Source organism: Chlorogloeopsis fritschii PCC 6912 (assembly GCF_000317285.1).
GTDB lineage: Bacteria > Cyanobacteriota > Cyanobacteriia > Cyanobacteriales > Nostocaceae > Chlorogloeopsis > Chlorogloeopsis fritschii.
The window spans coordinates 1-21,946 of the sequence record NZ_AJLN01000039.1 but is presented as its reverse complement, the minus strand read 5'-3'; the positions used below and the strand labels follow the sequence as shown (position 1 = coordinate 21,946).

General features: G+C 42.1%; 16 protein-coding genes and 1 tRNA gene. 8 read left to right on the top strand and 9 right to left on the bottom strand.

Features of this window, described 5'->3' with window-relative positions:
- Positions 1 to 80 precede the first annotated feature (80 nt).
- Complete coding sequence (locus UYC_RS0103220; protein WP_016873200.1) at positions 81 to 932, top strand: Rpn family recombination-promoting nuclease/putative transposase; 852 nt, start codon at positions 81 to 83, stop codon at positions 930 to 932.
- Between the two features lie 658 nt (positions 933 to 1,590).
- On the opposite strand, the gene UYC_RS0103215 is transcribed toward UYC_RS0103220, so the two are convergent.
- The 4 genes from UYC_RS0103215 to UYC_RS0103200 form a co-directional block, all read right to left on the bottom strand.
- Positions 1,591 to 2,214, bottom strand: coding sequence for an AraC family transcriptional regulator (locus UYC_RS0103215; protein ID WP_016873199.1), 624 nt, complete (start codon positions 2,212 to 2,214; stop codon positions 1,591 to 1,593).
- 205 nt (positions 2,215 to 2,419) lie between these two features.
- Positions 2,420 to 3,244, bottom strand: coding sequence for an inositol monophosphatase family protein (locus UYC_RS0103210; RefSeq protein WP_016873198.1), 825 nt, complete (start codon positions 3,242 to 3,244; stop codon positions 2,420 to 2,422).
- 86 nt (positions 3,245 to 3,330) lie between these two features.
- A complete protein-coding gene (locus UYC_RS0103205; protein WP_016879242.1) occupies positions 3,331 to 3,852 on the bottom strand; it encodes a thermonuclease family protein in 522 nt (173 codons plus the stop codon).
- A 165-nt stretch (positions 3,853 to 4,017) separates the two neighbouring features.
- Positions 4,018 to 4,386, bottom strand: a complete 369-nt coding sequence (locus UYC_RS0103200) for a 2Fe-2S iron-sulfur cluster-binding protein (protein WP_016873196.1) — start codon at positions 4,384 to 4,386, stop codon at positions 4,018 to 4,020.
- Positions 4,387 to 4,470: 84 nt separating this feature from the next.
- Here UYC_RS0103200 and UYC_RS0103195 point away from each other — a divergent pair.
- Positions 4,471 to 4,557: transfer RNA gene (locus tag UYC_RS0103195), tRNA-Ser, on the top strand.
- A 153-nt stretch (positions 4,558 to 4,710) separates the two neighbouring features.
- Here the strand turns inward: UYC_RS0103195 and UYC_RS0103190 are convergent.
- On the bottom strand, positions 4,711 to 5,502 hold the full coding sequence (locus UYC_RS0103190) for a DUF3891 family protein (RefSeq protein ID WP_016879241.1): 792 nt from the start codon (positions 5,500 to 5,502) through the stop codon (positions 4,711 to 4,713).
- Positions 5,503 to 5,856: 354 nt separating this feature from the next.
- Entirely contained in the window at positions 5,857 to 7,005 is a 1,149-nt protein-coding gene (locus UYC_RS0103185) for an alanine--glyoxylate aminotransferase family protein (RefSeq protein ID WP_016873194.1), read from the bottom strand.
- A gap of 721 nt (positions 7,006 to 7,726) precedes the next feature.
- Here UYC_RS0103185 and UYC_RS0103180 point away from each other — a divergent pair.
- Both UYC_RS0103180 and UYC_RS37450 read left to right on the top strand, forming a co-directional pair.
- Positions 7,727 to 8,005: a hypothetical protein gene (locus UYC_RS0103180; protein ID WP_016873193.1), complete on the top strand. Its 279-nt coding sequence runs from the start codon at positions 7,727 to 7,729 to the stop codon at positions 8,003 to 8,005.
- Positions 7,986 to 8,225: a hypothetical protein gene (locus tag UYC_RS37450; RefSeq protein ID WP_127011321.1), complete on the top strand. Its 240-nt coding sequence runs from the start codon at positions 7,986 to 7,988 to the stop codon at positions 8,223 to 8,225. The genes UYC_RS0103180 and UYC_RS37450 overlap by 20 nt, the downstream gene beginning before the upstream one ends.
- Before the next feature lie 138 nt (positions 8,226 to 8,363).
- Here UYC_RS37450 and UYC_RS0103175 read toward each other — a convergent pair whose 3' ends face one another.
- From UYC_RS0103175 to UYC_RS0103165, 3 genes are all read right to left on the bottom strand, one after another.
- Positions 8,364 to 9,473 (bottom strand): PAS domain-containing protein, encoded by a 1,110-nt coding sequence (locus tag UYC_RS0103175; RefSeq protein WP_016879240.1) that lies wholly within the window; start codon positions 9,471 to 9,473, stop codon positions 8,364 to 8,366.
- Between the two features lie 115 nt (positions 9,474 to 9,588).
- Positions 9,589 to 10,143 carry a WD40 repeat domain-containing protein gene (locus UYC_RS0103170; protein ID WP_016873191.1) on the bottom strand — a complete coding sequence of 185 codons (555 nt, stop codon included), beginning with the start codon at positions 10,141 to 10,143 and terminating at the stop codon, positions 9,589 to 9,591.
- A 242-nt stretch (positions 10,144 to 10,385) separates the two neighbouring features.
- Positions 10,386 to 12,416, bottom strand: a complete 2,031-nt coding sequence (locus UYC_RS0103165; RefSeq protein ID WP_016873190.1) for a serine/threonine-protein kinase — start codon at positions 12,414 to 12,416, stop codon at positions 10,386 to 10,388.
- Between the two features lie 191 nt (positions 12,417 to 12,607).
- Here UYC_RS0103165 and UYC_RS0103160 point away from each other — a divergent pair, with 191 nt between their 5' ends.
- The 4 genes from UYC_RS0103160 to UYC_RS35275 all read left to right on the top strand — a co-directional run.
- The gene (locus UYC_RS0103160; RefSeq protein WP_016879239.1) at positions 12,608 to 14,563 is read left to right on the top strand and encodes a ShlB/FhaC/HecB family hemolysin secretion/activation protein; all 1,956 of its coding nucleotides are present in this window, start codon (positions 12,608 to 12,610) and stop codon (positions 14,561 to 14,563) included.
- A 389-nt stretch (positions 14,564 to 14,952) separates the two neighbouring features.
- A complete protein-coding gene (locus UYC_RS0103155) occupies positions 14,953 to 19,197 on the top strand; it encodes a two-partner secretion domain-containing protein (RefSeq protein WP_016879237.1) in 4,245 nt (1,414 codons plus the stop codon).
- Positions 19,198 to 19,305: 108 nt separating this feature from the next.
- Positions 19,306 to 19,449 carry a hypothetical protein gene (locus tag UYC_RS37445; RefSeq protein WP_157171204.1) on the top strand — a complete coding sequence of 48 codons (144 nt, stop codon included), beginning with the start codon at positions 19,306 to 19,308 and terminating at the stop codon, positions 19,447 to 19,449.
- 22 nt (positions 19,450 to 19,471) lie between these two features.
- Positions 19,472 to 21,946 (top strand): two-partner secretion domain-containing protein (locus tag UYC_RS35275; RefSeq protein ID WP_016873187.1); only part of this gene is annotated, 2,475 nt, incomplete at its 3' end.

Sequence of the window (21,946 nt, the reverse complement as noted above, 5' to 3'; positions counted from 1 at the left end):
GCTCGTATTGCGATCGCACTTGAGGATTAAGATACTCAATGGTAAGTTTTTGATGACTGTGCGGATTTAGCAGACTTTTCATGCGTCGAGATTCGATTTTTTATAAGTTATTTCAACAATCCCCAAATTTACTATTTGAATTATTGACAAATCCCCCAGCAAATGCAGACGAATACAGATTTGATTCGGTAGCAGTCAAAGAACCGAAATTTGAGATTGATGGAGTGTTTTTACCACCAGAAAATCAACAGCCGGGTGTGGTATATTTCTGCGAGGTACAGTGTCAGAAGGATGAAAGGCTATACGAAAGGGTGTTTGCCGAATCATATCTGTACTTTTACCGCAATCGTGACAGGTTTAGTAATTTACAAATAGTAATAATATACCCATCCCGCAGCTTGGAACAGAGCGAGCTAAACCCCTACCTCAGCCAACTGGAAAGCCCCCAGGTACATCGGATATATTTGGATGAGTTGGGTGATATCCGCTCCTTACCTGTTTGGGTGGCATTAATGGTGTTGACTACCCTAGAGGAAAAACGTACCACTGAGGAAGCAAGGTACTTGCTGACAAGGAGTCAACAGGAAGCATCTCAACCAGAAAATCGCGCCATAATAAATTTATTAACAACGATAATGGTGTACAAATTTGAGAGTAAAAGTCAAAGGGAGGTAGAGGAAATGTTAGGAATTACGCTCCAAGAAACACGAGTTTATCGGGAAATTAAGGAAGAAGGGCGACAAGAAGGATTGCAAAGAGAAAAATCGCTCGTTTTGCGTCTATTAAATCGTCGGGTGGGAGAATTACCTCAAGAGGTTCGTCAGCGTGTTGAATCTCTTTCTTTAGAACAATTGGAAAATTTAGGAGAAGCTTTGCTTGATTTTACTGATATGACTGATTTACAAGCCTGGTTAGAAGCGCTTGAAAGCTAACTGATAACTGTTTACTGATAACTGACAGGCAAGTATTTAAACAAGTCATCTAATACCTTGTTTGCTCCTGATATACCTAGTGTGTACCATTTTTCTGGAGTCACAAAATAAACTCTATTGTTTTTGAATACTTTTAGGCTGCTAAAGATGGGATGTTGAAAATAAAAGCTTGATGTTTTTCGTTCAACATCAATAATAAATAGGATATCAGTGTCGAATTCATTGATGGTTTCAATGTTGAGGTATTTGCCAGGAGATAAAAATTACAGAAGGCTTCAAGGAGATATTATGTCTTTGGCTGACAGGTTGGTCACAAGCTGTAATTAAAAGTAGGGAAAAAGCCATGAGTAAAAACGGCTTAATTAAACGATGTGACTGTTTTTTAATCACACTCATTTTTTCTGTTTGTAGACAAAAAGACAGATTTAATCATAGGTTTGTGGTGTGTTAACAAAGTATTTTTCGAGGTCATCGAGGATGGCATTAATAGCAAAAATATCTTGATTATGCCAATGTCCACCTACAACATAAACTTTATTTTTTTGAACAACTTTGAGTTGTGACCATAAAGGACTTTGTTTAAGCTTATTTAACAACTGTATTGAAAAGAGTATAAAGAGCAGTTTCTAGGTAAATCAATCTACATTCGGCATTTTGATCACGATCCGGACAAAGACTTTTTCCCCATTAAACATTCCCTGGGAGAGATACCATACTGACGCTTAAATACAGTTGCAAATAAACCCAAGTGGGAATAACCAACAAGATTTGCTACTTCTGCAACACTACAATTTCCTTCTCGCAAAAGTATCTGTGCTTTTTCCATGCGTCTTTGCATTAAATAGCCAAATACAGTTGTATCAAATAGTTCTCGAAACCCTCGCCTAAGAGTTCTCTCACTCACCCCGATATTTTGTGCTAATTCCAACGATGACGGTGGATTTTGCAAGCGGCAATGTAAAATATCCCTAGCATGATGAATTCGCGCCACAGTATCTGGTTTGAGTCGTGGTCTTGTCTTGTTTTTAACCTCGTTCTCTAAAATTGGAGCTAGCTGTAAGGCGATTAATTCAAATATTTTTCCATGTAAATAAATCTTTTTTGTCACACCTTGAAAAGGACAGTTAATAATTTGCTGTGCCACTCCCTGGATTGCTGGAGTGCTTTTGGGAAACAGTATGGTTTGCCAATCATTTTCATTGACTAAAGGTCGCAACTGTGCATTCGCTGCTTCGTTTTGCTCAGAGAAAAAATTTACAAGTCGGTTATGCGGTATTTGCATACCAACTTGAACAATACGTTGACCTTTTTTAACTGTGGTAGGGGTGGGTTTGATTGATTAACTTTGGGTTAGAACCAAAAATTTATCTTCTAAACCCGCCCGTACACTGGTTAGTAGTTAATAGCTAACAGTTACTAGTGAGCCAGCGCGGTATTGGCGGTTCTCCCCCTCTTCTGTGCACCCTTGCTCCTCCTCTCCTCTCAAATTACTTCCAAGCAGACAAGGGTAGAACTTGTTGAAGTTCGCGAATCATAATGTCGTGAATATAGCCATTTGTTGCCAGAATCCTACCTGATTCAAGTTTGATGGGAGTGCCATCATAGGCGGTAACTTTACCCCCTGCTTCCCGCAAGATAATTATGCCCGCCGCAATATCCCAAGGAGAAATTCCCCGTTCCCAGTAGCCATCGACACGTCCACAGGCAACATGAGCTAAGTCGAGAGACGCTGAACCAGTGCGCCTGACTCCTTGGGTAAGATGAGTGAAGTGACAAAATTCTGCGTAGTTATTGTCAGATGTTTCCCGGCGATCGTAGGCAAATCCTGTTACTAGAAGACTTTGACTTAGTTTAGAAGTTTCTGAAACTCTAATAGGGTGACGGTTACGTGTCGCTCCCAAACCTTGTGCCGCACGAAATAATTCATTGTGAAACGGATCGTAAATGACACCTACTTGCGGTACGCCATCAATTAACAACCCGATGGATACAGTAAAACATGGGTATTGATGAGCAAAATTAGTTGTACCATCCAAAGGATCAATCGCCCAAAGAAATTCATTTTCTTGATTTCCTATTTTCCCAGATTCTTCCGCAAGTATGGCGTGATCGGGAAAGTGACGGCGCAAAGCTTCCAAAACCACCTCTTCTGAAGCTTTATCGGCAACGGTGACTAAATCGCCAGGGCGTCCTTTTTCGGTAATGGCATCTTCTACTTTACCCAAGTAACCTTGCAAAACTGCACCAGCAGCTAGCGCCGCTTCTGTAGCAATGTCTAGGAAGCTTTGTAATTGAGATAGAGAAACTGACATATCTGCTGTAATGGCTAATGGTTAATGGCTAATAGCTAATAGTAAAAGGCAATTGGCAATTAGCGATTAGCTATTAGCAATTGTCATTAACGATATTGGCGGCGAAATTCAGCAGGAGTAAAACGCATGGGATTTTCTGGATTCCAAATACCTATTCCCAAAAGTCTTGCTCTTTGTTGAGCGCGTTCAAGACGGTGATCGTATTTATGGTTAGGCGATCGCGCTACAAATAGAGCATATCCTTCTTTAGTTAACTGTTCATTCAATAACGCTTTATCTTTCCACACATAAGCCAGAGTCCGCCCAAATTGATCCTTGACTTCTACATCAAACTCCAGCTTGACAGGTTGTTCACCAATTAACTCTTGCAGGCGTTCTCTGGCTGCATTACCCCAAGGGCGCTGTTGTAAATCTGGAGTATCGATACCTAACAACCGCACTTGAGACATCAAATTTGGTTGCTCACCTATTCCTAGCACTTCTAAAGTTTGCCCACTTATGACTTGTGCGACTTTTACCTCTATCGGTGCCTTTACTTCAGGCCTGTTTTGAAGTTGACAACCTATAAGCAGAAGTAATAGGCAGGATAAGATAATAATTTTATTCATGAATTACTTGTTAGTAGTTAGTAAATAGTAGTGAGTTGTTGGTTATTCTACTAACTACTAACCACTGTACGGGCGGGTTTTAACAACAATCTCTCTAGGATGAAGAAATATCTAAATAAACCCGCCCCTACCAATGACCATTGACCAATGACTAATAATTGATTATCATTCTTCGTCCAATGGTAAACCTGCCCTAACTTTACCCTTACCGAAATAGCGTCCGAACTGAAGTTCATAGACTTCATCTTCGTCTTGCGTTTCCACTTCCAAATCAGAACGGGCGTAACTGACGCATAACAGCGCATAACCAGAGTTGCGCAATTCTTGGGATAGCCCAACAGCCTCAGGTTGATAAATTTCTCCTTTGAGTACTCTGACGGCACAAGTCGTACAAGCGCCATTGCGACAGGAAAAAGGCAATTCTACCCCTTGTTTTTCACAACTGTGTAGGATGTAGCGATCATCGGGAACTTCTAAGGTGTATTTTGTGCCTTTGGCGCGATCGTGAACTGTAATGGTGTATGTCTGGGACATTTTGATTTTTGGATTGGAGATTTTTGGATAAAATTTGATTGCAGTTTATCGAATCCTATTGTACGATAGTAGATCGTGACCCCTGGAGAGATGGCCGAGTGGTTGAAGGCGCAGCACTGGAAATGCTGTTTGGGGGCAACCTCAACGAGGGTTCGAATCCCTCTCTCTCCGTTTAATGCTTACTCTATAAGCATTCTAGATAATTCTAAGCAATCAAATCATTAATATAGTTGGTTGAAGTCGTACCATTAAAACCTCTCCGAGTCTTTATATTCCCGCCTTCCTGGGTCAGCTTCAATGATCAGTCTTGAGGCGGGCTTTACATTACTCTGCTTTCAAGGTAGTACTCAGACTTACCCAACAATCTCCCATCAAAGCTTCTCGCATCGCTTTCTCATCGTTAAAAGGCTGCCACAAAAGCCGTCCTTCATAAATTACTGTCACTTCATCCTGCTGAAATGGCCAAGGATATATGCCTATACACTGATGGTAATCTTTCTCTTCTATCAAGCTTAGTTTTAGTGTCGTTTCACCATCACTTGTTGGCACTTTCGTAACTTCCTCATCATGACTTAATCCTTGGCAACAGATAATTGAAAGTGCATCCCAAGTGGCCACTAATTTTCTATTGCGTTCAATGACTTCTGGTGTTACGTAAGGTGCATAGTATTCGTCATTTTTCAAAATCGCAATAATTTCCTTTTGAAAGGCATACTCGCGTTTCAAGAAGTCCCCGACAATTTGAGTAGATGTTGGTGAATTTTGCCAGCTTGTGTATTTTTCGTATAATCTTGTACCATGTAGCGAGACCAGTAGTGCAGCATATCTACTTAGAGGAAGCGCAGATTTTCTAGCACCTGACCAAATATTTATATGTTCTTGAGTGCTAAGTTCTTTAAAACTGTGGGGGTAGCCCGTTTGTGGATTGAGTGTTGGAGCTTGTTCCCAGCCAAGCCAACCGATGTCGTGTTGTTCTGCACCCAAACAAACTTCTTTTCTAGGAAAAAGCTGACCAAATGTTTCATTGCCCCAAGCTTGTGCTAGTTGTCCTGAAAGCCAAGCATGATTTGGTTGGGTGATACAAATCACGCCCTGTTTTGAGAAGCGATGCAGCATGAATTAATAGCCGAAAATAATTGAGTTTTGGCCGGATGAACTGCTTAATATCTTAAATAATCGCAGTCTTGCCGTCTGGTTTCCTGCTATTTTTCAGTCTAGCTTAGACAGAAGGAGAAACGAGCGCAGTTTTTGTAAATCCGCGCTCGCTATTATATTAGCCGCACATTTTATACTAATTCACTCCTAATATGAATTAGCCGAACTGACCTTAGCTGTACCTAAAGAATTTTATGATGATAACGAACACAGATAAACACAGATGCACACGGATGATTTATCTGTGTTTATCTGTGTCTATCTGTGGTCGATTTCTAAAACATGATTTTTTAGCCACGTTTTTGAGAAACGGAATTACTTGGGTAACACTTGCCGCAGTGCTGCTACGAGTCGATCCACGTTTTCTTTACGGCTGTTGAAGCCCATCAGCCCAATCCGCCAGACTTTACCAGCCAGATCGCCAAGCCCGCCGCCAATTTCAATACCGTATTCTAAGAGCAACTGACGTGCGATCGCTTTACCATCAATTCCGTCGGGAATGCGAACTGTAGTCAGCGTCGGTAGGCGATACTCTTTTTCAACGTGTAAGGTAAGTCCTAAGTCTTCCAATTGCTGCCAGAGATACTCTACATTCTGTTGATGACGCTGCCAAGAGTTTTCTATGCCCTCTTCGGCAAGCAAGCGCAATGCTTCGCGCAGTGCATAGTACATATTAATTGGTGCTGTGTGGTGATAGATGCGATCGCTACCCCAATATTTGCTTAACAATGTCATATCTAAATAGAAGTTAGCCACTTTGGTGCGGCGCTTTTGCAGTTTCTCCCATGCACGAGAACTCATGGTAAAGGGAGAAGCACCAGGTGGACAACTTAAGCCTTTCTGACTACAGCTATAAGCTAAATCGACTCCCCACTCATCTAAAAATATGGGGACACCACCCAAACTTGTCACTGTATCCACCAGCAGCAAACACCCGAATTCACGGCACAACTCACCCACTCCTTCTAAAGGTTGACGAGCACCTGTAGAAGTTTCGGCATGAACTAATGCTAGAATCGCCGGACGATGAGTTTCTAAAGCAGTTCGCAACTCATCTAGCGAAAAAACTTGTCCCCAGGATTTTGTAATAGTGCGTACATCTGCACCATATCGTCCAGCCATATCGACAAGACGATTGCCAAAGTAACCGATTACACCCACCAATACCACATCACCTGGTTCTGTCACATTGGCGATTGTTGCTTCCATTGCAGAGGTTCCCGTACCGCTCATGGCAATGGTTAGGGAGTTTTCTGTTTGCCAGACGTAACGCAGTAACGATTGAATCTCATCCATGACTGCAAAAAATGCTGGATCGAGATGTCCTACAGGGGGAGTATTTATCGCCTGTAGAACTGCAGGATGAGCATTTGAAGGCCCAGGCCCTAGCAGGAGGCGAGATGGCATGGAAAGAGGTTCAATTAGCAATTTTTGGCTGTTATTGATTGAAATGGTTTGTGTCATATCTGTATAAACCTAGATATTACTTTACTTAAGGAATCATACCTTTGAAGCGGAAACAAGCCGCACTCCACAACTAGAGCAGCAGATTTAGAGATTGCGATCGCTTGTCGTCTTGGCTTATAAACAACGCAACCGTAGCTAAAAACTAGCTCTTTCGTTTAAATATTCCTGATTGATATGCTTTTGCCTGCCATACCTCTGCTGATACGATATCATTTTCAGTTAATTGCTAGCGTCCCAATAAAGGTAGAAAATTTTACTATATCCAAATGCTGAGTCGGTTCCCAAAGTTGGGCAACTATCAATTATAATTGACCATGCGACTTGTGTTCTGAACAAAATAAGCTTTCATTTTTGAGCGGCTATTCTTCTCCCAAATTCATTAAAAAAATTAACAATTATTGCCTGGAAACACGTAATTATCCTACGTAGTAGAAGATTATATCTAGGGATAGATGCATCTCTACAATCAATTCAAATTCAGCTACCGAAGGATAGGTGCGATGAAACGGCAGATGCGGATATTAACTCAAAAGTTATTAGTTGGCACTCTGCTTTTACTACCTTGGGCAACACCTGCACAGGCACAGTAAAATGAACTTAGCCGCGCAGAAGTTTATAAATTATTGAATCAAGTACTGCTACTGCTAAGAAACCAAACACTGCGCCCTGCCAAGAGAAAGCAGATATATTAGTTCCCTTAGATGCATTGCAAACAAAAGTGAAATTAAGGGGTGAACTGTTATTTAATGAAGGTTCTCTTACCCGAATTGGTTCTAGTGCTGTTTTTTGGTTTAAACGCTTAATCGCTGCTGCGGGTGGAGGTTTGGTTAGATATGCAAATGAGGGAGATTTTAACTATAATTTTGTCAACTTCAATGTGGGAGTGCAGCAACGTTTAGCACCAGGAATGTATGGTCAATTGGGATGGGTACAGGAACGATTGTACAGAGATAATGATGGCGATCGCTTGTTGCTAGATGATTCTGTACAAAAGTGAATCTTTCCCTTCTGCCTACTGCCCTCTGCCTTTCAAGTCAGCCATTCACGCCGGGTTTTGGCACAAACCTTGCCATGAAAATCTTACTCCTTTTGCCTACCAACGGATACGCCACTACCTACCCTACCCTGCGGGAACCCCTTTCGGGGAACGGGAACAGCAAAGACTGCGGGAAGGGCTACTCTGCGAGAAGCCGCTTTGCGTCTACGCCCAACGCTGAACGGAAGCCGTACCTACGGAAGCTGCTCCGCATCTACCGCGTCTACGTGTCTACTGCCTCCTGCCCTCTGCCTTATTTTCAAGACAGATCTCAGATCGCCTTCCATTTGAGTAGAATTCCAACAAATCAAACGGAATTTTAATATCCACTTTCCAGTTCTCGAATCGTAAGTACTGCAGCGATTTTTATGCCTTGCTCATCATAGATCGGTCGGGCATTACCTACCACAAGCACCTCTGTACCGTCTGGGCGACGAATGCGCCAGCGTGCTTCAGTAACGATTTCGTCTCTGAGTACAGCGCGGCTGAGGGGAAGCTCAGAAAAAGGGTAGAGTTTACCATCTTCTGTATAAAGATGATATGTTTCGGTGTACTCTTCGGGAGTGACGTTCAGCGTAGCGACTCCATGAAGCTGAGATGCTGCCTCATTTACAAAGGTGATGCAACCTTTAGCATCGGTGACAATCACCCCTTCGAGCAGTTGTTGCAGAATCGCATCGCGTTCTGCCGCAATCCTTGCAATGCGGCGTCGCTCAAGAACTTGTTCGGTAACTTCGACGTATAGACTTAAAATACCGGAGACTTGACCGTTTGTATCAAACAGAGGCTGATAATTAATGTTAAACCAGCCTTCGTACATCACCCCTGTTCCAGTTCGATCGTAGCGGGCGAGCATCTCCTTACCTTCATAGGGCTTCCCACTCAAGTACACCTGATCGAGCAACTCAAAAAACCCTTGCCCCTCCAATTCCCGAAGAGCATTTCGCACTGTTAGCCCTTCAACATTACGCCTTCCAATCAACTTGTGAAACATTACATTTAGCATCTCAAACCGATGCTCTCGCCCTCGCAAAATAGCGATCGCTATGGGTGCGTGTTTAAGAATGTTGCGGATTTCGGCGCGTACAGCTTCGTCACGGAGCGCTCGAACGCGATCGGATATATCCCGGCTAAATAGTATCATCCCATTTTCCCTTGGTACAGCCCGGACTTCATGCCAACCGTAAAGACTGGGAAGGAACTGCTCGAATTTAACTGAAACACCATTTTCTGATGCATATCGCAGTTGCGCTTCTGCTGTAGTATTTACCACTTCGGGAAAAACTTCCCAGATTGAACGACCAAGCAAGTCTGCCTCTTTACGCCTCAACAACAGTTCTGCACTATGATTAATATGGGTGTATTTCCACTCTCGATCGAGTGCGGTGATGGCATCTGTAGTATATTCTAGTACTGTTTCCAGATCCAAATCTGTCCTCCGTCATCTAGGCGTAGTTGGGCAAAATTAAATTGATTCGTGGAGACAGGGAACGGAGTTAGGAAAAAAATGTGTGTAATTAATTCTGTGTGAGTACTTATAAAACCTAACTGTTGCATATAGCGCGATCGCCTGCTTTGAGATTGTAATTATTTTCTAAATAATTTTCCAGCCTTGCACATCCTTGCTTGATTAAATCGTCTAAATCAAAATCCCACAGCGTCACACCAGCATCTTCACCACCAGTCACGAGCATTTTACCATCGGGACTGAAGCTGAGGCTGTTAATTTTACCAGAATGACCTAGTAGCGTTTTAATTGCAGTACCGTCTTTGGTATTCCATAGTTTAATCGTACTATCAGCACTGCCAGAAGCTAAGATTTGACCATCTGGATGAAAACTTAAGCTTGTAACACCGTTTTTATGTTCTATAAGGGTATTGAGTAACTTACCCTCTGGAAGTTGCCAAATTTTGATTGTGTTGTCCCAACTTGCAGAAGCGAGAATTTTACCATTGGGACTAAAGTTAAGATGGGCGATCGCACTTCCATGCCCGCTCAAATTTTTGATCAACGTGCCATCTGCTAACTGGAGACATATCAAGATTTGAAGGTGAAGATTGTCGAAACAAGCCTTAAGAGCGATCGCACGTGCGCGCACTCCATCAAAGAGTTGTTGATTATTTTGATTGTTCCTTAAATCTATAGATTTGCAATTGTTGTTCTATGCATTTTCCTGGCGACTAGAAGTCGCGGCTAAACAAACCAAGTCAGCGTAGGCGGACTAAAGAATAAGGTAATTTAACCGGATGTGGTATAAGTAGTACTTGCTGAACTGCGTTTACCTGAATACGTGAAAATACCTCTTCACCTGTTCCCTATTCCCTGTTCCCTGTTCCCTAATTAAGGCTGTTCTAAAGCAGCTCTCAATTTTTGAGATGTATTATAAGAATTGTTTGCTTCTTTAGTATTTCCTAATTCTTTGAAGATATCTCCTCGAATATCCCAGACATCGGGATCTTGGGGTTCTAAGTTTTTAGCTTCGTCAATAGCAACTAGTGCCTCATTGTTGCGTCCTAAGTCTAGTAGCACTAATGATTTATTCACCCAAGCAGGATAAAAATCTTTTTTCTGTGCGATCGCTTGCTCAAAGGCTTTTAAAGCTTCCTCATGGTTTTTTAAGGTTTGTGTTAGTAAAAGTCCTTGGTTATACCAAACCATATGATCTTGCGGACGTACTTCACTAGCTTGCCTAAAAGCAAAAAGTGCTTTACTAGGTTGTCCTAAGGCACTCAGCGCATTACCCTTACCTACTAAAGCTTCATAAAAATCACGATCTATTTTCAGGGCTTCCTCATAAGAATCAAGAGCTTCTTGCGGGCGATTTAATTTCAGCAGTATCGTTCCTCTATCAGTCCAAATAATTGGGTTGTTTCGCCTAATTTTGAGCAGATCGTTATACGACCATAATGCTTCTTCAAAATACGTCCTTGCAGCTTGTCGTCCTTGCAATTGTTCTACAGCATAACCTATTTCCTGCCAAAATCTCGGATCGTCAGGTTTGATTTGCCTCACTTGCTCCAAATATTCTAAAGCTTCTTTTTTTTGACCCAATGCTAACAAAGATAAACCTTTTCCACTTAAAGCCTCAGCGTTATTATGATCATTACTGAGTACTTTGTCATATATACTTGAGGCTTCTTGATATTTTTGCTGTCTATACAACAACTTACCTTTATTAATTAAGATTTTATTCAATATTTTTTTATCTTGTGGTTCGAGAGAAATCGCTTTGTTATAAGAATCTAACGCCGCCGAATCTCGCCCCAAAATAAACAGAGCATCTCCTCTTCCTTTCCACGCTTCAGCGGAATTTGGTTGAATTTCTTTGAGATGATTATATTGTTCAAGTGCTGCGCCAGCTTGGTGTTGATCGAGTAAACTATTAGCTTTATATGTTAAATATAACGGTCGTAAAAAAGGGTTAAATAATTCTACACAAGCTATTACAATTGCTAGTATTGCTAGAAAGATAGGAATATGCCAAATTCTAGTATTTGCTAGAAGTGTTGATGTTTTCTTTGCAGTTTCTGAGGTTTGAAAAGTTGGCGGTTGAGTGAATGGTGGGCTAATTTCAGTTTTACCTAAATCGTTCACAATCTCTTCTACAGACTGGTAGCGACGTTCGGGATTATTATAAACCATTTTTGTTAAAATTCCAGCTAAAGAGTTATTAATAACAAACTCTTGAGTCCATACGATTTTATCTTCATCATCCCGTCTTAGTTCCCTGGGATGCATTTTAGTAAGTAGCTGAATTGCCGTTAAACCTAATGAATAAATGTCACTGTTAAAACGTGGTTTTCCTGCCATTTGTTCTGGAGGTGCGTATCCCGGAGTTCCAATCATAGTTTGCGTATGTGGTGATTGGAAAGATGGGTAACTGATATCAACTTGCTTTACAGAACCAAAGTCAATTAAGACAAATTGTTTGTCTTCACTCCTAACAATTATATTCGATGGTTTGACATCTCGATGAATAATATTTCTTCTATGCAGAGATGCGAGAACATCGAGAATCTGTCGTAAAAAATTAATAACCTCTGACTCTGTCCATTGTTCGTCAAGCAGTTCAGTCAAAGGTAGTCCTTCTATATATTCTTCAACTAGATAAAAATTCCCTTCTTCCTCAAAATAATTAAAAAACTTGGGAATCAGTTTATTGGCTTGTAGATTATTTAAAATATTAACTTCTCTATGAAATAGTTTTTTGGCTGTTTCAATATCAGCACTCAGAGGATCTAGCTTTTTTATGGCACACAAGAAGTTGGATAACACATCTTTTGCAAGATAAGTTATCCCAAACCCACCTCTTCCTAATTCTCTGAGGATTTGGTAGCGGCTACACAATAATTGTTTTTGCACTTCTGCCATCTTAATATACATTCCTTAGATAGTAATTTAAAGTAATGTGTTTATTTGTTGACAAAAATTGCTCATCACTCATCGTTCCATCTAAATTTAAGTATTACATTTTATTTCAAGTTAAATTGACAGTGACTACAAACTATATTAATGTTACTTTTATTCAAAATATTGAGATTAATAAAAATTAATTCCTTTGAATGGATGGGCAGTCTTTGAAACTAAATTTAACCATTTCTTTGTTGACTTTGAAGGTATTAATTTCCTTCTATGCTGGCAAAACTTTGGCTGTTAACTTAGCGACTGAGCCTCTCAATAAAGGTTTATTTGCTAAAGTTAATAATATAAATGAGCAAATCCAGACCAAAGCAAAAGAAGATAAAAACAGCTTAATTGCTGCACAAAATAGAAACACTCAGGATGCAGTAGTAGGAATTGAGAACGAAAATATTTTTTTAAGCCATAAAAAATACCAAACTTTAACTCCTACTCAAAATAGTACAGCATCGGCTTGGGTTCTGGCGCAACTTCCCAATCCGATTACCCCCACGCCACCTCCACCAGTACAACCAATTCCGACACCACAACCATCACCAACACCTCCTCTAGAACAAATTCCCTCTCCACCAACAGAATCTGCACCACGCCCTGAAATTCCCGGAAGCATCACCATTAGAAAATTTGAGTTTGAAGGGAACACAGCATTCAGTGACAAAAAGTTAAGTGAAGCAACAGCCAATTTCCTGAATCGCCCGCTCACCTTTACCGAACTGCTGCAAGTTGAAAATATTATCACTAATTTATACACCGAGGCGGGGTATATCAATTCTGGTGCTGTGATTCCAGCAAATCAAACCTTGTCAAAACAAGGGGCGATTGTCAAAGTTGAGATTATCGAAGGTGGAATCGAAGAGATTAAAGTAACAGGTACGAGGCGGCTAAATTCCAGCTATATACGCAATCGCATCGCCCTTGGTACCTCTAAACCATTAAATCGCAATCGTCTTTTAGAGGCACTGCAACTATTACAACTTAACCCCTTGATTAAAAATCTTTCTGCCGAGTTATCTGCGGGATCGCGTCCAGAGCTAAGTTTACTGGAAGTCACAGTTCAAGAAGCAGATTCTTTTTGGACAGAATTTTTTGTTGATAACGGACGTGTTCCCAGTGTTGGCAGTTTCCGCAGGGGTATCGTTATTAACGAAGAAAATTTATCGGGTTTGGGCGATCGCTTTAACTTTCAATACACCAATACCGATGGAAGCAACACCTATGACCTCAGCTATACGCTACCATTTAATCCTCGCAACGGTACGATTACAATAGCTGGAGGCAAAACAGATACGGATGTAATTGAACCACCCTTTGATCGCATAGATATTACTGGTGACTCTTTTTACCTAGATTTTGGTGTGCGCCAGCCGATTGTGCAAACTCCCACCCAAGAACTAGCATTGGGTTTAACCTTTTCTCGCCAACAAAGCCAAACCAAACTACTAGGAGAAGATTTTCCTTTATCTGCGGGCGCAGAGGACAACGGAGAAACGCGCATCTCTGCAGTGCGCTTTATTCAGGAATATACACAACGCAGCCCGCAACAAGTTTTTGCTGTGCGATCGCAATTTAGTTTAGGAGTTGGTTGGTTTAATGCCACTGTTAACGAAGAACCTCCAGATAGTCGTTTTTTCTCGTGGCGCGGACAAGGGCAGTATGTGCGATTGCTAGCACCAGATACCTTACTGGTATTGCGCTCAGATTTGCAACTAGCGGCAAGAACCCTCGTACCTTTAGAACAATTTGCACTAGGAGGTTTGCAAAGCGTTCGTGGTTATCGACAAGATAGGCTTTTGACTGATAACGGCTTTTTTACCTCAGCAGAAGTTAGATTTCCCGTGTTGCGGGTGAATGAAGTGCAAGGGCTATTACAAGTAGTACCCTTTGTGGATTTTGGTGTAGGCTGGAACGATTCCGATAGTCCTAGCCCCGATCCAGATCCCAACACATTAATCGGTGCAGGCTTGGGATTGCTGTGGCAGATGGGCAACAATTTTAACGCCCGTCTTGACTACGGTATTCCTCTTGTTAGTGCAGATGATAGCGATAGAACCTTACAAGAACAAGGATTGTATTTTTCTATTAATTACAGTCCTTTTTAGGAATTTTTCAAGGCAGTCCTTATGAATCAAGTTTTACTGCTAGATATGAAAAACCTCACCTCGTGCGATGGAATACTCCTCTTAGCAAGACTACCGTGTATACACAATTTTTCTAAAGTTGCGCTCCAGGCGCTTGATCCCCCCAACCCCCCTTTTTAAGGGGGGCAAGGAATTTGTCTTAAAGTTCCCCTTGTTAAGGAGAGTAAGGAGTTTTTCTTGAAGTCCCCTTTTTCAGTGGGCAAGGAGTTTTTCTTAAAGTCCCCCTTTTTAAGGGGGATTTAGGGGATCTCCAAGAATTTAGCGCAATTGTAATCACAAGAAGTGAAATCGATTGAACTCGTAAGAGTAAAAAACACTTGGAATCTTAAATATTTTTAAATCTATTGATGATGAAACCAACTTGGTCTTTATTTTTTACTACTCTATCCCTTGCTATCTTGGGTAGTCTTGCACCAATATGTTCTGCTACAGCGCAAATTGTTGAAGATAGCAGCCTTGACGCTACAGGAAGAAGCAGCATCACTCGCGATGTGTTGATTAGAAATATCATAAGCGATCGCATCGATGGCGGTACTACTAGTGGCTCAAATCTGTTCCACAGTTTTGAGGAATTTAATGTTGGTGCAGGCAGAGGAGTTTATTTTTCCAATCCGGCTGGAATTGAAAATATTCTCACTCGCATCACAGGAGGTAATCCCTCGAATATCCGGGGAACACTGGGTGTTGTTGATATTAACAATAACTTGGGTACAGCAAATCTATTCTTGATTAATCCCAACGGAATTATATTTGGGGCGAATGCTCGCTTAGATTTGGGTGGTTCATTTTTTGGTAGTACAGCCAACAGTATAGTATTTGACAATGGATTTGAATTTAGTGCCACCAATCCCCAAGCACCACTGTTGACTGTAAATATTCCTGTAGGCTTGCGATTTCGGGATAATCCGGGCAACATCACTACAGAACGATCAGTAGTGGGCGATAGTGTTTTTAGTAGTTTTCTTTCAGTACAACCACAAAAGACTTTGGCACTGGTGGGTGGTAACGTCAGTTTAGATGGCGGAATTCTATACGCACCAGGAGGACGAATAGAATTAGGAGGATTGTCTACAGCGGGAACAGTGGGAATTAATAATGATGGCAGCCTAAGTTTCCCTGATGGTGTAGCGCGAGGCGATGTATCATTTACCAATAGAGCGATCGCGTATGTAGCTGCTGGCGGTGGAGGTGATATTGCAGTTAATGCCCGAAACTTAGATGTTTTGGAAGGAAGCGACCTTGTGGCTGGGATAGAAGCAGGTTCGGGGACGCCCAATGCGCAGTCCGGTGATATTGTAATTAATGCTACAGATAAGCTAAGAATTGAGGGAGATGCTAATTCTCTTAGTAGAATCCGTAATATAGTTGATGATGGAGCATTAGGAAACACAGGAAATATAGACATTAATACTGCCATCCTTGAAGGTACTGGTCGTTTTATCATCGGTTCCGTTAATTCTGGACAAGGAAATTCTGGAAAAATAAGCATTACAGCTAAAGACAAAGTTGCCTTCCTGGGATTGCAAGGATTTAGTAGCGGAATCATTAGTGCTGTAAACTCAGAAGTCAGAGGAAGCACAGGTGACATTATTATCAACACTCCGTCTTTCTCTTTATTCAACTCTGGTATAACTACCTCTACTTTTGGACAAGGAAATGTAGGCAATGTCCTTATAAATGCTTCTGATTCTATCTCTATCGACGGAAACTCATTCATACAAGCCATCAACTTTGGATTTGGCGATTCAGGTAAGATTGATATTTTTGCTCCTGAAGGTTCGATTTTTCTGAATCAAGCATCGATCACTACTCTTAATACTGGTACTGGGACTGCAGGTACTATTTCGATTAATGCCCGCGACCAAGTTTCTATCAACCAAAGTACCATTTCTAGTGAAGGCAAATTGGGGCGCATCCTCATTGGCAAATCAGATATTTCTGGCGCAACTTATTCTCCTAAAGTTGTTAACATCGATAGCTCTACCTTAAGTACTACCAACGATAACGTTAATAGTGCTGTGGATGAAGCTATTGATGCCGGAGATATATCGATTGATGCCCTCGATACCATCTCTATAAATCAGTCATTCATACAAGCTTTTACTAGACGCAAGGGAAACGCTGGTAACGTAACACTACGAGCAGAGAATGGAGATATCTCCATGAATAACGGTAGTCGTGTTTTTAGTTCGGTAGAGCGAGATCAAGGTGATGCAGGAAACGCCGTGCTTACTCAAGGGAATGCTGGTGATATCAATATCAAAGCGCGATCGGTCTCCTTAAACAATGGTTCTGCTTTGAGTTCTAGCACTTTTGGTCAGGGCAATGCAGGTAACATTGAGATTAACGCCAGCGATACTGTCTCCTTCGATGGAGTAGGCAGTAATGGCTTCTTTAGTGGTGCATTCAGCACAGTGGAACCTGGAGCCATCGGTAAAGGTGGTAATATCAATGTCACAGCTAGGTCGCTTTCTTTGACTAATAATGCTGTACTAAACACAGCAACTTCTGGACAAGCAGGGGAAACAGGTAGGGCTGATGCTGGCAACATTCAGGTAAATGTTTCTGATGAAGTTTTTCTCGGTAGTGGTGGACAATTACGCTCTGACACTTACGGACAGGGAAATGCCGGAAATGTAACTATTGAAGGTCGTGATGGAATATTGCCAGTAGTTAGATTGGATGGAGTGGGACTTGTTAATAATGTCCAACGTTCTAGCGGAGTCAGCACCAGTGTCGGCAACGATCAAAATGGGCTAGTTGGCAATGGTAAGGCTGGTGATATCGCAATTAGAGGGCGATCGCTCTCTTTAACCGAAGGTGGTGCTCTGGTTTCCAGTACTTTTGGCAAGGGCGATGCAGGTAACATTGAGATTAACGTCAGCGATACCGTTTCCTTAGATGGGATCTCTAGTGCTGCATTCAGCACAGTGGAACCTGGAGCCATCGGCAAGGGTGGTAATATTAATGTCACAGCTAGGTCACTTTCTTTAACTAATGGTGCCAAACTAAATACAGCAACTTTTGGCAACGGCGATGCAGGAAATGTCTCCGTACAGGTTGATGACGCTATTAAACTTGCTGATTACAGCTTTATCACAAGCAATGTGGGGCCGCAAGGCGAAGGGCTTGGGGGTAATATCAACATTACTGCCAAAACGCTTTCCTTAACAAATGGTGCTGAAGTGCTATCTCAAACTAGAGGAAATGGTAAGGCAGGCAATATTCAGGTCAATGTTACAGATTCTGTGGTTCTGCGTGGTGTTGCTCCCTTCCCAAAAAAAGAGGATGGCAGCCCAGGCGGCTTCTCTAGTGGATTTTTTACCTCAACAGAAGCGGGAGCAAATGGTGAGGGAGGTAACATCACTGTCACTACGGGAAATCTGCGTATATCAGATGGAGCCGTTCTCAGCGCCCGCAGCAGAAGTAGCTTCAACGGCGGTAATATCACAGTAAATGCCAATACGCTTGATGTAAGTGGTGGTGGACAAATACTCACTACTACCTTCAAAAGTGGTAATGCAGGTAATATCACCGTTAATGTTCGCGATCGCATCACCATTTCAGGCAGTGATCCCACGTTTTCCGAGCGGTTTAAGCAGCTAGAGCAAGCTTTTCCGAATGGAAATCAAAACTTCCCCAATGGAAGAGAATTGGCGGAGTTTACCATAGATCCAGTAAGTTCGGAAAGTGGCATCTTTGCTAACACAGCCCCTGGCTCTACAGGAAAAGGTGGAGATATTTTCATCGATCCCAAACAAGTCACAATCAAAGATGGCGGAACGATTACTGCAACGAGTGCTGGTACGGGAGAGGCAGGTAATGTAACACTTGTAGCTGATAATCTTACCCTCGATCGCGGAAAAATCACAGCTGAAAGCGGTAGCACCACAGGCGGCAACATTAATTTAGATATCAAAGATTTATTATTACTGCGTCGTAACAGCCAAATATCTGCAACTGCTGGTAGAGAGCAAGGTGGTGGCGATGGCGGTAACGTCAAGATTAACACAGGCTTCCTCGTAGCTTTCCCCAAGGACAATAGCGACATCACAGCAAACGCATTCACGGGCAGCGGAGGTAGAGTTGATATCCAAGCGGAGTCTATCTTTGGCATTGAACCACGCGATCGCTTGACTCCATTTAGTGATATTACTGCCAGTTCCGAACTTGGTGTCGGTGGCAGTGTCTCCCTCAATACCCCAGAAGTTGACCCCAGTAAGGGTTTAGTGGAATTACCAGAGACTGTCGTAGATCCTCAAGACCAAATTGCTCAAAACCCCTGTCAAAAACTTGGTGGTAGCGAATTTATCATCACCGGACGTGGTGGGTTACCACCTAGCCCCAATCAAAGCTTCAACAGTAACAATGTTCGCGTAGATTTGGTAAACCCTGCCATCAGTAGCGGTAATTTCCAAAGCGCAACCATCAACCAGCCAACAATCTCTTCTACTACCAAGCAAGTTGTCCCTGCTCAAGGATGGGTGTTTAACGACAAAGGCGATGTAGTTCTTACAGCCTACGATCCGACTGCGACTCATCTTCCTCAACGCGCTTCTTCTAAAGCGACTGCTGCTTGCCCTGCACCTTTTTAAGATTTGTCAGTAACCCGAATAAGTAAAAATGAGGAGTTTATTATGTTACTTGTGTAAGCCAATTTGATTCCGAAATTACATCAATTCTGCCAAGAAAGACACTAAGAAATGATCGCATCTATATCACTAACAGGCTTCGGTGAGATGCGATTGGCAGAAACTATTTGCTTTGCGATCGCTCTTGATAGGGCTTCTTCTAAAACAACCGCAGGCTTGCCCTGTACCTTTTTCAGATTTGTCAGTATCTCATAGGAGTAAGAATGAGGAGTTTATTATGTTACTTAATTATGCGATTTTATTCGGGAATTACGTAAAGAATACCAAGAAAAATATTAACAAGCGATCGCCTGCATCTCATCAACCAACTTCAGCAAAACGCCGTTGGCAAATAGAACTTGCTCAAGGGCGGCTCCTTTTTATCACTTTACCTCTAGCTATACTAGGTAGCCTTGCATATGTGTCTATTGCCACAGCCCAAATTGTCGAAGATAACAGCCTTGACGCTACAGGAAGAAGCACTGTCACTCGTGATATTGAGATTAGAGGTATAGTAAGCGATCGCATAGATGGCGGTACTACTCGCGGCTCAAATCTATTTCACAGTTTTCAAGAGTTCAATGTTGGTGAAAACAGAGGAGTTTATTTTTCTAATCCGGCTGGAATTGAGAATATTCTCACTCGCGTTACAGGAGGTAATGCTTCTAATATCCAGGGAAGATTGGGTGTTGTAGATATTAACAATAACTTGGGTACAGCAAATCTATTCTTGATTAATCCCAACGGAATTGTGTTTGGAGCGAATGCTCGATTAGATTTGGGCGGTTCATTTTTTGCCAGTACAGCCAACAGTATAGTATTTGACAATGGATTTGAATTTAGTGCTGCCAACCCACAAGCACCACTATTGAATGTAAATATTCCTGTAGGCTTGCGATTTCGGGATAATCCAGGGGGTATTCAGGTACAAGGCAATGGTGAGGGAGTTAGAGCAACGGATACTCTGATAGATACTACAGATGCGTTGCGGGTAGCATCCGATCAAACCTTAGCGCTGGTGGGTGGTGATGTCAGCTTAGAGGGAGCAACTCTAAAAACTGCTGGGGGAAGAATTGAATTAGGCAGTGTTGCAGGAGAAGGTTTAGTCAACCTGACTCCGACAGCAAAAGGTTTTGCCTTGGGCTATGGTAATGTGAAGAATTTCGGTAACATTCAACTATCTCAAAAGGCAGCAGTTGATGCCAGTGGAGAAGGTGCAGGAGATGTGCAAGTGTTAGGGAAGCGCGTCACCCTCACCAATGGTTCCCAGATTGAGACAAGTACTCTAAGGGCAAAACCTGGAGGGACTTTGTTTGTAAACGCTCAAGATTCACTAGAGGTGAATGGCATCTCTTCAGATCGTCAATTTCGCAGTGGCTTGTTCGCTGATGTTTACTCAGAAGCTACGGGTAATGGTGGAAACCTGGAGATCAAGACAGGCTCGCTTTCTTTGATCAATGGTGCTGTACTCAGTTCCAGTACCTTTGGACGAGGAAATGCAGGCATAGTGAATATCAATGCTAATGATACTGTCTTCTTGAATGGTGGAGATAATGGAAGTTTTATCTTTAACAATGTAGGGTCTGGTGCTGTTGGTAACAGTGGGGGAATAAATATTAGCTCTGGTTTACTTTTTGTTACTAATGGCGGTCAAATACAATCCAGCATATTTGGGCAAGGAGATGCGGGAAAGGTAACAATTATAGCTCGCGATACAGTTTCTTTTGATGGGCGCAGAGAGGGCAGATTTCCCAGTGGTATTTTCACCGGTGTACAAGAAGGAGGTAAGGGCAACACTGGGGGTATTGATATTAGGACGGGTTCACTTTTTATCACCAATCGCGCTCAATTAGTTAGCAACACTGAAGGAGAGGGAAACCCAGGAGATATTGTTATAGAAGCTCAAGACCAAGTTTCTTTATTAAACTCCATTATTATCAGTGAGGTAACCGAAAAAACAGGTGTCGGTAATGGAGGTGATATCAAGATTACAACAGGTACTTTGTTACTGAAGGATGCGTCAGCGCTACTTGCTGATACAGAGAACCAGGGGAATGCAGGCAACATTATAATTAATGCTCGTGATTCTGTAATACTTGAAGGCCAAGGCCCCAGTGCAGGCGATCCTGATTTTATAGTTCCCAGTCAAATTACCGCCACAGTAGACTTTGGTGGTGTGGGAGAGGGAGGAGATATTAATATCTCTACAGGATTGCTCTTAGTAAAAGATGACGGATTTATACGTTCCACTACATTTGCCCAGGGAACAGCAGGAAACCTTAATTTCTCTACAGCAAAAATCCATCTGAGCGATGGAGCCTCAATCAGTTCTAATACTCTCACATCACAAAATGCAGGAAATATCAAGATTACTACTGGAGAGTTGCTAGTCGAGGGTGGATCGGACATAAGTGTGAACAGCCAAGGATTAGGAAAAGCAGGCAACCTAGACATCATCGCTGACTCTATCCGACTAGATAACCAAGGAAAAATTAGCGCCTCAAGTGCCTCTACAGAAGGTGGCGACATTATTCTTAACGTCAGAGACTACTTATTTATGAGCCGCAATAGTGAGATTTCCACCTCCGCTGGCACAGCAGAAACTGGTGGTGGTAATGGTGGCAACATCTTTATTAATACCCTTCCAGATTACCAAGGTTTTGTGATTGCCACACCCAACGAAAACAGCGATATCACCGCTAATGCCTTCACC

Excerpts from the sequence above, each read along its gene's own strand:
- UYC_RS0103210 (WP_016873198.1), bottom strand. The coding sequence starts at position 3,244 with ATGTCAGTTTCTCTATCTCAATTACAAAGCTTCCTAGACATTGCTACA.
- UYC_RS0103160 (WP_016879239.1), top strand. The coding sequence starts at position 12,608 with ATGGATGGGCAGTCTTTGAAACTAAATTTAACCATTTCTTTGTTGACT.
- UYC_RS0103200 (WP_016873196.1), bottom strand. The coding sequence starts at position 4,386 with ATGTCCCAGACATACACCATTACAGTTCACGATCGCGCCAAAGGCACA.
- UYC_RS0103205 (WP_016879242.1), bottom strand. The coding sequence starts at position 3,852 with ATGAATAAAATTATTATCTTATCCTGCCTATTACTTCTGCTTATAGGT.
- UYC_RS0103220 (WP_016873200.1), top strand. The coding sequence starts at position 81 with ATGCGTCGAGATTCGATTTTTTATAAGTTATTTCAACAATCCCCAAAT.
- UYC_RS37450 (WP_127011321.1), top strand. The coding sequence starts at position 7,986 with ATGATTCTGTACAAAAGTGAATCTTTCCCTTCTGCCTACTGCCCTCTG.
- UYC_RS0103165 (WP_016873190.1), bottom strand. The coding sequence starts at position 12,416 with ATGGCAGAAGTGCAAAAACAATTATTGTGTAGCCGCTACCAAATCCTC.
- UYC_RS0103190 (WP_016879241.1), bottom strand. The coding sequence starts at position 5,502 with ATGCTGCATCGCTTCTCAAAACAGGGCGTGATTTGTATCACCCAACCA.
- UYC_RS0103215 (WP_016873199.1), bottom strand. The coding sequence starts at position 2,214 with ATGCAAATACCGCATAACCGACTTGTAAATTTTTTCTCTGAGCAAAAC.
- UYC_RS0103155 (WP_016879237.1), top strand. The coding sequence starts at position 14,953 with ATGAAACCAACTTGGTCTTTATTTTTTACTACTCTATCCCTTGCTATC.
- UYC_RS0103185 (WP_016873194.1), bottom strand. The coding sequence starts at position 7,005 with ATGACACAAACCATTTCAATCAATAACAGCCAAAAATTGCTAATTGAA.
- UYC_RS37445 (WP_157171204.1), top strand. The coding sequence starts at position 19,306 with ATGATCGCATCTATATCACTAACAGGCTTCGGTGAGATGCGATTGGCA.